We start from the raw sequence: 12176 nt of genomic DNA, 5'->3' as shown, positions 1-12176 counted from the left end.
AGGAACAGCCCGATCAGCGGCGAAACCCCGATGCGCTGTGATCCGCTGATGTCAGAGGCCACGGCGATGGCGAAGGGCGCGATAAAGGCGGTGGCCTTGCCGGAAAGCGCATAAAGGCCAAAGGCTTCGGTCGCGCGCTCGGGCGTGGTGTGGAAGACCATCATGGTGCGCGAGGCCGCCTGCACCGTACCGCCCGCCGCCCCGATCAGGATGCCGCAAAGATACATGATCATGTCGGGCAGGGCCGAGCCGGGGGCCAGTTCCAGGCCGAAAATCTGCTCGCGCGACATGCCGACAATGACCGCGCAAACCAGGATCAGCACCCAGACCGAGGCCACGATCACCGGCTTTGGCCCGCGCGCCGCGTCGATCTTGCCGCCGATCCAGGTGGCCAGGGCACCGGCAATGGCGCCGATGATGCCGAAAACGCCGATCTGCGTGACGCTCCAGTCCAGCACGCCCGAGGCATAGACCCCGCCGAAGCCATAAAGCGCATTCAGCGAGTCGCGGTAGAACATCGAGGACATGAGATAGGCGAACAGGCTTTTCCGGCTTGGCAGGCTGACCAGCAGCAGCCCCAGATCCTCTATCGAGGCGCTAAAACCGCGCGGGGGGGCGGTGCGGTGCGGCTCTTTCACCCAAAGGAAGAAGGGCACCATGAACACCAGATACCAAAGCGCGGTAAAAGGGCCGACGGCACGGGTGCCCTCGCGCGCGCTAGCGTCCAGCCCGAGGATCGGGTCGAGGCCGATCAGGGTCTTGCCGCTGGCATTCTCGGCCAGCAGCGCCAGCATGATCAGCAGCGAGACCACGCCCCCGGCATAGCCAAAGGCAAAGCCGGAGCCGGAAAGCGCGCCCATTTCCTCGGGACTGGCAAGGCTGGGCATCAGCGAATTGGTGAAGATGGTGGCAAATTCCATGCCAATCAGGCCGAGGCCGAAACAGGCCATGGCAAAGGTGAGATCGGGCGCCGTGGGCATCAGGAACCACAAGCCAAATGCACCGATCACATAGCAGGCCGAGAAGGCCCAGATCCAGATCATGCGCCGCCCGGAGCCATCGGCCAGCGCCCCGAGGATCGGGGCGAGAAGCGCGATGGCGACCCCGGCGATGGTCTGGCCATAGCCCCAGACGGCCTGCGCCTGCGCCGCTGCCGCCTCGGGGGCCAAGCCAAGGCCCTGATAATGCGCCCGCGCCACTTCTGCAAAATAGGGGCCGAAGATGAAGGTCAGCAACAAGGTGTTGTAGGGTTGGCTGGCCCAATCGAAGAAATACCAGCCCCAGATCCGTTGCCTTGCCGTTGCCATGCCTGCCCCCTGCGGTTTCGGCGATGAAGCCCGAAACCGGGGCGAGGCGCAAGGATTTAACCTTGCGGTTCAGCTTTCCGGCGGCCAAGGCCGGGTGGCATCGGCCGCGATCCAGGCCTGCACCCAGCCGGGCAGCGCCGGGCTTTCGGGGTTTTCGCCCATCGCCGCGATCACCGTGGCAGGCGGCACCATCCCGGATTTGGAGGTGAAGGCCGAGCGCGCGAGCATCTGGCTGGTGCAGGTTTCGCCCCGCCACATGCTTTGCTCCAGATAGATGAAACGCGCATCCCAACCCACGCAGCGCGAGCGCATGGTGACGCGCTGGAACGCGGTCACCCGCTTGCGATAGCGGGTGGAATTGCCGGCAATCGCCATGCCCCAGCGGTGTTTCAGCACCACCTTGTCCAGCCCGGTGCGGATGCCCAGAGGCACCCGGCCCAGATCGAACAGGGTCAGGGTGCGGCCATTGTTCAGCTCCAGCCAGGGGTCGATGTCCCAGGGCCAGCAGATGTGCTGGCTGATATGGGTGTCCAGCAGGCCAAGACGCGGCGCGCGCCTGGCCTTCACGATTTCCTTGAGCAGACGGAGATAGGGATACATGGCAGGCCTCCTGTTGCCGGAGGTGCCGCCCGCCGCGCGCGCGGTCAAGCAAAACGCTGCGGAAATGGTTGTGCTTTTTGGGGCTTCGCGTTACCTCAACCACAACAGATAGTGAGGGCACCATGGTCTCGATCCTGCAAATTCTGCTGATGCTGCTTGGTGTGGCGCAGTTCATCATGCTGGCGCATATCGTCATGTCCTGGCTGATCAACTTTCAGGTGCTGAACCTGCGCCAGCCCATCGTGGCGCAGATCTGGTATGGGCTGAACCGGCTGCTGGAGCCGGTCTATGGCCGCCTGCGCCGGGTGCTGCCCGATCTGGGCGGCATTGATCTGGCGCCGCTGGTGGCGCTGCTGATCGTCTACGGGCTGCGCATCGTGGTGATCAACAACCTGTATGGCGCCTACTGATCCATGCAGCACCCGCGCGACCTGCTGGCGAGGATCTTTGGCTTTGGCGCGTTTCGCCCCGGTCAGGAAGAGATCGTCGAGGCGGTGCGTCTGGGGCGCGACACGCTCGCGATCATGCCGACAGGGGGGGGGAAATCCCTGTGTTTCCAATTGCCTGCGTTGTGTCGCGATGGAGTGACGGTGGTGATCTCGCCACTGATTGCGTTGATGCGCGATCAGGTGCGGTCTTTGCGCGAGGCGGGCGTGGAGGCGGGCGCGCTGACCTCGGGCAATACCGATCAGGAAACCGAGGAGGTGTTTCAGGCGCTGGATGAGGGGCGTCTGAAACTGTTGTACATGGCGCCGGAACGGCTGGCCTCGGGCGCCACCACCGCGCTGCTCAGGCGGGTCGGTGTCAGCCTGATCGCGGTGGATGAGGCGCATTGCGTCAGCCAATGGGGCCATGATTTCCGCCCCGATTACCTGCGCATCGGCGAGTTGAAGCGCAGCCTCGACGTGCCGCTGGCGGCTTTTACCGCCACCGCCGATGAGGAAACCCGGGCCGAGATCATCACCCGGCTGTTCGACGGGCGCGAACCTGCCACCTTTCTGCGGGGCTTTGATCGGCCCAATATCCACCTCGCCTTCGCGGTCAAGGACAGCCCGCGCAAGCAGATCCTTGATTTCGCGGCGGCCCGGCGCGGGCAATCGGGCATCGTCTATTGCGCCACGCGCTCGAAAACCGAGGTGCTGGCACAGGCGCTGCGCGAGGCGGGGCATTCGGCCTGCCATTACCATGGCGGCATGGAGGCCGACCCGCGCCGCGAGGTCGAGGTGCGCTTTCAGCAGGAAGACGGTCTGATCGTCTGCGCCACCATCGCCTTCGGCATGGGCATCGACAAGCCGGACATCCGCTGGGTGGCGCATGCCGATCTGTCGAAATCCATCGAGGCCTATTACCAGGAGATCGGGCGGGCCGGTCGCGATGGCGCCCCGGCTGAGACGCTGACGCTGTATGGCCCCGATGACATTCGCCTGCGCCGCTCCCAGATCGACGAAAGCCCGGCTCCGCTGGAGCGCAAGGAGGCCGATCACGCGCGGCTGAACGCGCTGCTGGGTCTGGCCGAGGCGATGTCTTGCCGCAGGCAGGTCTTGCTGCGCTATTTCGGCGAAGACAGCGCGCCTTGCGGCCATTGCGACCTGTGTGACCGGCCGGTGCAGCTGTTCGACGCCACCGATGCGGTGCGCAAGGCGCTTTCGGCGGCGCTGCGCACTGGCGAATGGTTCGGTTCGGGGCATCTGATCGACATTCTGACCGGCACCGCCACCGCCAAGGTGCGCGAGAAGGGCCATGATCAGCTGCCCACCTTCGGCGTCGGGCGCGAACTGACCAAGACCGTCTGGGGGGCGGTCTTCCGGCAGATGATGGGGCGCGACCTGCTGCGCCCCGACCCGGAACGCTTTGGCGGTTTGCGGATGACCGAGGCCGCGCGCCCCATCCTGCGCGGCGAGGAAAGCATCACCCTGCGCAAGGACACCTTGCAGACCACCGCGCGCCCGGCGGTGAAGGCCATGGTCTCGGAGGAAGATGCGCCGCTGCTCTCGGCCCTGAAGGCCAAGCGGCGGGCGCTGGCCGAGGCGGCACGGGTGCCCGCCTATGTGATCTTCCCCGACCGAACCCTGGCCGAGATGGCCGAGCGCCGCCCCGCGACACTGGACCAGATGGCCCAGATCAACGGCGTGGGGGCCAAAAAGCTGGAAAGCTACGGCGGGGCCTTCCTGGCCGTGATCACCGGGGCGGAGGAAAACCTGCATCCGGCACGGCTGCGTCTGGCGGGCCAGCCCGCCGCCGAGGTTTTTGACCGGCTGGCCGAGGCGCAGCTGCGGTTGATGCGCGGCGAGGATGGCACCGGCAAGCCGATGTCGCTGTCGCAGACCAGCCTGCGCCGCATCGCCGAGGCGCGCCCGCAGACGCTGGACGAGCTGGACCGCGCGGGCGATCTGGGCGCGGCCAAGCTGGAGCGCTTTGGCGAGGCCTTTCTGACGGTCTGCCGCGGCGCCTGACATCCGGTGACCTCAGGCCACCGAGGCTTCGTCTTCCGGCGCGACGGGCAGCACGCCGGGCGGCGTATAGGCGTGCAGCGCGTCAAAGATCGCGGTCTTGCGCAGCGGTTTGGTCAGATAGCGGTCAATCCCGGCGGCAAGGATGGCATCGGCGTCGCCCTCCATCGCATGCGCCGTAAGCGCGACGATGGGCACGTGGCTTTTGCCGGCCTCCAGCGTGCGGATGGCGCGGGTGGCCTCGCGCCCGTCCATCTCGGGCATGGAAATATCCATGAAGATCAGATCGGGCTGGAAGCGGCGGAACATGTCCACGGCTTCGCGGCCATTATTGGCAAATTCCAGATCCATCGCCAGATCCTTCACCATCTTGCGGAACACCAGCTGATTGGTGCGGTTGTCCTCGGCGGCGAGGACGCGCAGGCGGCGGTTGCCCTGGGGGCGCGGCGGCGGCGCGCTGCGGTTGGAGAGGCCCGGCTCTGACAGGGCTTGCAGGCGGCGATAGAGATCGGAGCGCAGCAGCGGCTTTTGCAGGAAGGCGGTCACATGTTCGGCCCCCGGCTGTTCGCGCGCGGTGGCGGGATGACCGGAGAGCAGCAGGATCGGCGCGGCGATGCCGGCGAGGCGCAGGGCCTGGGCGAAGGTCAGCCCGTCCATCTCGGGCATTTCGTGATCGGTCAGGATCACATCGAAATCGCGATCATGTTGAAGCAGCGCCAGCGCATCGGGGGCCGAGCGGCACAGCGCACAATCCATGCCGCAAGTGGCGAGCTGCCGCTCCAGGATGGTGCGGTTGATGAATTTGTCATCCACCACCAGCGCGCGCTTGAGCGAGACGAGCGCGGGGTGATCGTCGCCGGATTCCGCCACCGGAAGCGACAGCCGGAAGCCGAAGCAGGAGCCACGGCCCAGTTCGCTGTCGACCCAGACCGCGCCGCCCATATGTTCGACCAGCCGCTGCGTGATGGCAAGGCCAAGGCCGGTGCCTTCGAACTTGCGGTTCGACGCGCTGTCGACCTGATTGAATTCCCCGAAAATGTGATTGAGATTTTCCGGCGAGATGCCGATGCCGGTATCCTCCACCGTCACATGCAATTGCTGCACGCCTTCATCGGCCTCGATCCCGACGATGCGGATCAGGACATGGCCCGCTTCGGTGAATTTCACCGCATTGCCCATCAGGTTGGTCAGCACCTGCCGCAGCCGCCCGGGATCGCCGACATAGCGGGTAGGCAGGAACATGTCGAAATCAATCATCAGATCGACGCCCTTGGCCCGCGCCTTGGGTTGCAGCAGCATCGCCACCTCATGCACCACGCGCTCCAGGTCGAAGGGTTCGGGGTGCAGGGTCAGGCGCTCGGCCTCGATCTTGGAGTAATCGAGAATGTCATTGATGATCACCAGCAGCGCCTCGCCGGAGGAGCGGATGGTATCGGCGAACAGGCGCTGTTCGTCGCTGAGCGTGGTGTCGCACAGCAGTTCGGCCATGCCCACCACGCCATTCATCGGGGTGCGGATCTCGTGGCTCATATTGGCGAGGAAGGCGGATTTGGCGCGCACCGCAGCCTCGGCGGCCTCGCGCGCCGATTCCAGCGCGGCCTGTTGGTTGCGCACCTCGGTCACATCGACGCGCAGGCCGACGCGTCCGCCATCGGGGGTCTCCTTGTCGATGACGCGGATCCAGCGTTCGCCTGCGGTGCGATGTTCAAAATCAATGCTTTTCTGGCTGCGCATTTGCAGGCGTTCGCGCAGCCATTCCTCCTCGCGGCCAATGGCATCGGCATATTGCCGGTTTTCCAGCCCGAAGCGCAGGATGGATTCGAAGCTGGCGCCCGGCATCATGGCGGGGGCGCTTTCGGCATAAAGGTCGCGGTAGCGTTGATTGCAGACCATGAGCCGGTCCTCCCTGTCGAAAAGCACGAAACCGTCGGGGATCGCCTCGATGGCGGCCCAGATGCGCATCTGTTCGGTGATGTCGAGCGCGAGGCTCACCAGATCCCCGTCGCGGGCGCGGCGGTCCACCAGCCGCACCCATTGCCCGGTCGCAAGTTGCAGCACCACCGGCTCGATCGGGTCATTGTCCCAGCGGGCAAGCATGCGCGCGCACCAGGCGGCGGGGGTCTCGCCGCCGATCTCCACCACGCCATTCATCGCGATGGTTTGCAGCACCTCGTCATAGCCCTTGCCGGGCGCGATGTCGTGGCAGTGAAACAGCGTGCGGAAGGCATCATTGGCGGCGACCAGATGATTGGTGGCATCAAACACGGCAAAGCCGTCGCGGATGGTGTCGATCGAATCCCACAACCGCCGCTCGGCCATGACGGCGGCGGTATGCGCGCGCTCCAGCTCATCGAGAAAGCGCAGGTTCTGGCCTTTCAGCGCCTCGGCCTCGGACAGCGCCGATTTCACCACCTGCCGTTGTTCGACGATCTGATCCGACAGGGCGCGGGCATGCAGGGCCAGCTTGGCATTGGCCGCAAAAAGCTCGCGGCTTTTCTGTTCCAGCAGGCGTTCCGCCGCAAGCCGCGCCCGCCTCTCCTTTGCCAGCCGATCTGTCAGATCCATGCCCAACCCGTTCCTGTCACCATCCGGACCTGCCGCCCTGGCAGCGCGCCCCGAGTCGCAAGCTGGCGCAACAAAATGAAACAAAACTTAACGCGAACAAAAACGGAAAGGCCCACAGGCGGCGATTGCGCGCCGCCGAAGGCCGTGGCAGCATCAGGGCCAAGATTTCCGGAGGATTTTTCATGTTCGCCTTGCGCCGCGTTTTTGCTGCTGCCCTGATGATTTCCGTGATGGCGCCGCCCGCAATGGCCCAGCAAGAGCTGGTTCCGGCCCAGCGATTCGTGCTGAGCCAGGATGCAGACCTGCCGGGCGGCGATCTTTCGACGCAGCTGGACACCACGCTGGAGGCCTGCGAACGCGCCTGCACCGCCGATCAGCGCTGCACGCATTTCACCTTCAATACGCGCAACGGCTCGTGCTTTCCCAAGCAAGACCCCGGCGCGGAGGCGTTTTATCAGGGCGCATTGTCGGGGCGGTTGCTGGCCAATAATGACAAGGTGATTGCGGCGGCTCCGGCGCGGCGGGCCGAGCTGGGCTTCCTGTCGGACAGCGAGCTGGGCGAGGCCCTGGTGCAGGCGCAGGGCCTTGCGAACCGCCATACCAGCGGTGCCTGGAGCGATGAGGAGCATCTGTCCAGCGCGCGCGGGCGCGAGGCGGAGGGCGATCTGGCGGGGGCATCGGATTTCGCGGGGGCGGCGGTCAATGCCTCGGACAAGGCGGAGGTCTGGGCCGAATATGCGCGGCTGTTGTTCGAGGCGGGCGCGGTGGATCAGGCCAATCCGGGCGAGTATCGCAGCCGGGCGACGCTGGCGGCGATCAATGCCTATCTGCGGGCGGGCAACAAGGCCGTGCGGCATAATGCGCTGGTGGTGATGGCCCGCGCGATGGAGGCCAATGGCCGGGGCGCCGAGGCGGTGAAGGCGCTGCGTCTGGCGCAGGACCAGCAACCGCGCGACGAGACGGCGGCCCTGCTGGAGGATTACGCCGGGAAATACGGGTTCCGCATTCTGGAAACCGATGTGCAAAGCAACAATGCGCGCCCGCGGGTCTGTGTGAACCTGTCGGAATCGCTGGTGGAATCGGGGCTCGATTACACGCCCTTCGTGCAACTACCCGAGGCGGGGCTGACGGTGCAGCCTGCGGGCTGGCGGCAGCTGTGCATTGATGGCGTCAGCCATGGCAAACGCTATCAGTTCACCTTCCGCGAGGGGCTGCCCTCGGCCGATGGGCAGGTGCTGGCGAAATCGGTGCAGGTCAGCGCCTATGTGCGCGACCGCGAGCCGGGGGTGAAGTTCTCCGGCCGGGCCTATGTGCTGCCCAAGACCGAAGGCGCGGGCTTGCCGGTGGTGACGGTGAATACCGAAACGCTGGATCTAGAGGTGTTCCGCGTGTCTGACCGCAATATCTTGCGGGCGGTGCAGAATGGATACCTGAGCTGGCCGATGGCGGAATATCAGGAATCGGGCTTTACCGATGATGTGGGCGAGCGGCTTTGGAAAGGCCAGGCGACGGTGCAGCAAGAGGTGAACACCGATGTCACCACCCGCCTGCCGATGGGCGAGGCGCTGAAAGGCCTGACGCCCGGCATCTATGCGCTGAAGGCCAGCGTGCCGGGAGTGGACCCCTATGAGACCCCGGCGGCATGGCAATGGTTTGTGGTGTCGGATCTGGGCATCACCTCGCTGTCGGGCACCGATGGGCTGCATGTGATCCTGCGGGGCCTTGCCGGGGCTGAGGCGAAGGCGGGCGTGACGGTGCAATTGCTGTCCCGCGCCAATACCGTGCTGGGCGAGGCGCTGAGCGACGACAAGGGCTATGCCCGCTTTGACGCCGGGCTGACGCGCGGCACCGGCGGCGCGGCCCCTGCGATGATCGTGGCGCGGCAGGGCGAGGCCGATCTGGCCTTCCTGTCGCTGACCGACCCGGAGTTTGATCTGTCGGATCGCGGCGTGGAAGGCCGCGAGGCGGCGGGGCCGGTGGATGTGTTCCTGACCACGGATCGCGGCGCTTACCGCGCGGGGGAAACGGTCTATGCCACGGCGCTGACCCGTGATCCGCAGGCGCAGGCCATCGAGGGTCTGCCGCTGACCGCGATTTTCAAGCGCCCGGATGGGGTGGAATATGCCCGCGCGCAGGTTGCTGACGCGGGCAAGGGCGGCCATGTCTTCGCGCAGCCCATTGCGGGCTCTGCGCCGCGCGGCGTCTGGCGGATGGAGGTTTTCGCCGATCTGGAAGGCGCGGCCTTGGCAAGCCAGACCTTTCTGGTCGAGGATTTCCTGCCGGAACGCATTGATTACACGATGAAACTCGACACGCCGGAGGTGAAGCCCGGCGAGATGGCGGAACTGTCGGTCGAGGCGAAATATCTGTTCGGGGCGCCGGGGGCCGATCTGGCGATCGAGGGCGAAACGCTGTTGCGTGCGGCCAAGGGCCTCAAGGAGTTCCCCGGCTATGTCTTTGGCCGCCACGATCAACCCTTTGATGCGCGGATGGAGAGCTTCGGCGGCAGCCGCACCGATGCGGCGGGCAAGGCGCTGGTGACCGCGCTGCTGCCCGAGGTGGAAAATGCTGACCGCCCGCTGGAGGCGCGCTTTACCCTGCGCATCGCCGAAGGCTCGGGCCGTCCGGTGGAGCGGCGGCTGGAGCAGGTGTTGACGCCCTCGGCCCCCATGATCGGCATCAAGCCGCTGTTTGAGGGCGAGGTGCCGGAGGGCGGTGAGGCGCGGTTTGAACTGATCGGCGTGGGGGCTGGCGCGCAGGCTGAGCCGATGAAAGTGGCGTGGGAGCTGACCCGCGTGCAGACCGATTACCAATGGTATTCCTATTCCGGCAACTGGAACTGGGAGCCGGTGACCACCCGCAGCCGCGTGGCCAATGGCGAAGCGATGCTGGGCCGCGATCCGGTGCAGGTGGCGGCGGGCGTGGAATGGGGCGAATATGAGCTGTCGGTCAGCCGGATCGACGGCACGCCCGCGGTCAGCTCCACCAGCTTCTATGCCGGTTGGTATGTGCCGGCGGATGCCAGCGCCACGCCGGATACGCTGGAGCTTTCGCTGGACAAACCGGCCTATCGCCCCGGCGAGACGGCGCAACTGCGGCTGGTGCCGCGCGCGGCGGGCACGGCGCTGGTCATGGTGATGTCGGATCATTTGGTGTCGATGCAGGCGGTGGAAGTGACCGAGGGCGAGAACAAGATTGATCTGCCGGTCACCGATCAATGGGGCGCAGGGGTCTATGTGACGGCAAGCGTCTTGCGGCCGATGGATGTGGCGTCGGGGCGCAACCCGGCCCGCGCGCTTGGCCTGACCCATGCGGCGATTGATCCGGGCGCGGCCAAGCTGGCCGTGGCGGTGCAGGCCCCGGCCGAAAGCGCGCCGCGCGAGCCGGTTGAGGTGGCGGTGAAGGTCGATGGCGTGGCCGAGGGCGATACGGCCTATGTCACCATCGCGGCGGTGGATGTGGGTATCCTGAACCTGACCGGGTTCAAATCGCCCGATCCGAGCGCCTATTACTTTGGTCAGCGCAAGCTGGGCGTCGGCATCCGCGACATTTACGGCCGGCTGATCGACGGGCTGAACGGGGCCGAGGGGCAGGTGCGCTCGGGCGGGGATGCGGGCGCGCAGGCGCGGCTGCAAGCGCCGCCGCCCACCGAGGAGCTGGTGGCCTATTTCACTGGCCCGGTGCAGGTGGGGGCCGATGGTCTGGCCCGCGCGACGTTTGACATGCCCGCCTTCAACGGCACGGTGAAGGTAATGGCGGTGGCCTGGTCGGGCAAGGCCGTGGGGCAGGCGGAGGCCGAAATCCTGGTGCGCGATCCGGTGGTGGTGACGGCCTCGCTGCCGCGCTTCATGGCACCGGGGGATGAAAGCCGGTTGCTGCTGGAGGTGGTGCATGCCACCGGCCCGGCAGGGCAGATGAAGCTGGCGGCGGTGGCCGAGGGCGTGACGCTGGGCGATATGCCTGCCACCATTGATCTGGGCGAAAAGCAGAAGCAGGTGATCCGCGTGCCGGTGACGGCGGGGGCGGCGGGCCTGCACAAGGTGGTGGTGACGCTGACCACGCCGGATGGCAAGGATCTGGTGAAGACCCTGCAAATCCCGGTGCAATCGGGCGAGCCGGAAGTGGCGCGCATCTCGCGCTTCGATCTGGATCAAGGGCAGGAATTCACCTTTGACGCCAATGCCTTGGCGGGCTATCTGCCCGGCACGGCCAAGGCCACCCTCGCGGTCGGCCCCATCGCGCGGCTGAATGCGCCGGGCCTGCTTCAGGCGCTGGATGCCTACCCTTACGGCTGCACCGAGCAGATGACCTCGCGCGCGCTGCCCCTGGTTTACTTTGATCAGGTGGCGCAGGTGATGCAGCTGAAAGGGGCCGAGAATATCAGCCTGCGCATCGCGCAATCGGTGACCGAGATCTTGCAGAACCAGAACTCGGAGGGGTCGTTCGGCCTGTGGTCGGCGCCGGAAAGCGCCGGGCAAGACCTGTGGCTGGATGCCTATGTGACCGACTTCCTGTCGCGGGCGCGGGCACAGGGCCATCAGGTGCCGGACCTCGCCTTCCGCAACGCCTTGGACAATCTGCGCAATCAGGTGAATTACTACGCCGATTTCGACAATGGCGGGCAGGATCTGGCCTATGCCCTGCTGGTGCTGGCGCGCGAAGGTGCGGCGGCAGTGGGCGATCTGCGCTATTATGCCGATGTGAAGGGCGATGCCTTCGCCACCGCGCTGGCGCAGGCGCAGATCGGGGCGGCGCTGGCCTCTTACGGCGACCCGAGCCGGGCCGATGCGATGTTCGCCAAGGCCATGGCGCGGATCGACGGGGCGGCTCCGCAAACCGAACAGCTTTTCCGCGCCGATTATGGCACGGACCGGCGCGATGCGGCGGCGGTGCTGACGCTGGCGGTGGAGGCGGGCTCCAATGCGGTGAACCGGGACGATCTGGTGGCGCGGATCGCCACCGAGGGCGCGATGTCCACGCAGGAAAGCGTCTGGTCGCTGCTGGCAACCAATGCGCTGATCGACAGCGCGGGCGCGGATGTGACGATGAATGGCGAAGCCGTCACCGGCCCGCTGGTGCGCGTGCTGTCCGAGGGGGGCGCGCCGACGGTGGTGCAGAACAATGGCGCGAAAACTGCCGTGACGCTGACCACTTTCGGCATCCCGTCCGAGCCGCTGACGGCGGGCGGCAATGGCTATGCCATCACCCGCAGCTATTACACGCTGACCGGCGAGGCGGCCACGCTGGAGGGGGT

General features: G+C 66.2%; 6 protein-coding genes. 3 read left to right on the top strand and 3 right to left on the bottom strand.

The features are described from left to right. Both JNN06_RS03260 and JNN06_RS03255 read right to left on the bottom strand, forming a co-directional pair. A partial coding sequence (locus tag JNN06_RS03260) for an MFS transporter (protein ID WP_291238166.1) occupies positions 1 to 1307 on the bottom strand: 1307 nt, incomplete at its 3' end. Between the two features lie 69 nt (positions 1308 to 1376). After that, positions 1377 to 1907, bottom strand: a complete 531-nt coding sequence (locus JNN06_RS03255) for an acyl-CoA thioesterase (protein ID WP_291238165.1) — start codon at positions 1905 to 1907, stop codon at positions 1377 to 1379. A gap of 122 nt (positions 1908 to 2029) precedes the next feature. Between JNN06_RS03255 and JNN06_RS03250 the strand changes: the two genes are divergently transcribed. Together JNN06_RS03250 and recQ are read left to right on the top strand one after the other, a co-directional pair. Then, positions 2030 to 2317, top strand: a complete 288-nt coding sequence (locus JNN06_RS03250) for a YggT family protein (protein ID WP_291238164.1) — start codon at positions 2030 to 2032, stop codon at positions 2315 to 2317. A 3-nt stretch (positions 2318 to 2320) separates the two neighbouring features. After that, entirely contained in the window at positions 2321 to 4360 is a 2040-nt protein-coding gene (gene recQ, locus JNN06_RS03245; protein WP_291238163.1) for a DNA helicase RecQ, read from the top strand. Between the two features lie 12 nt (positions 4361 to 4372). Here the strand turns inward: recQ and JNN06_RS03240 are convergent, their stop codons facing one another. Continuing rightward, positions 4373 to 6922: a response regulator gene (locus JNN06_RS03240; protein ID WP_291238162.1), complete on the bottom strand. Its 2550-nt coding sequence runs from the start codon at positions 6920 to 6922 to the stop codon at positions 4373 to 4375. 230 nt (positions 6923 to 7152) lie between these two features. Here JNN06_RS03240 and JNN06_RS03235 point away from each other — a divergent pair. Further along, on the top strand, positions 7153 to 12176 hold a 5024-nt coding region (locus JNN06_RS03235; protein WP_291238161.1), incomplete at its 3' end, for an alpha-2-macroglobulin family protein.

Origin of the sequence: Gemmobacter sp. (assembly GCF_016792925.1) — a bacterium.
Taxonomy (GTDB): Bacteria; Pseudomonadota; Alphaproteobacteria; order Rhodobacterales; family Rhodobacteraceae; genus Gemmobacter.
The sequence above is the reverse complement of the archived record's forward strand: the minus strand, read 5'-3'. Positions and strand labels throughout refer to the sequence as shown.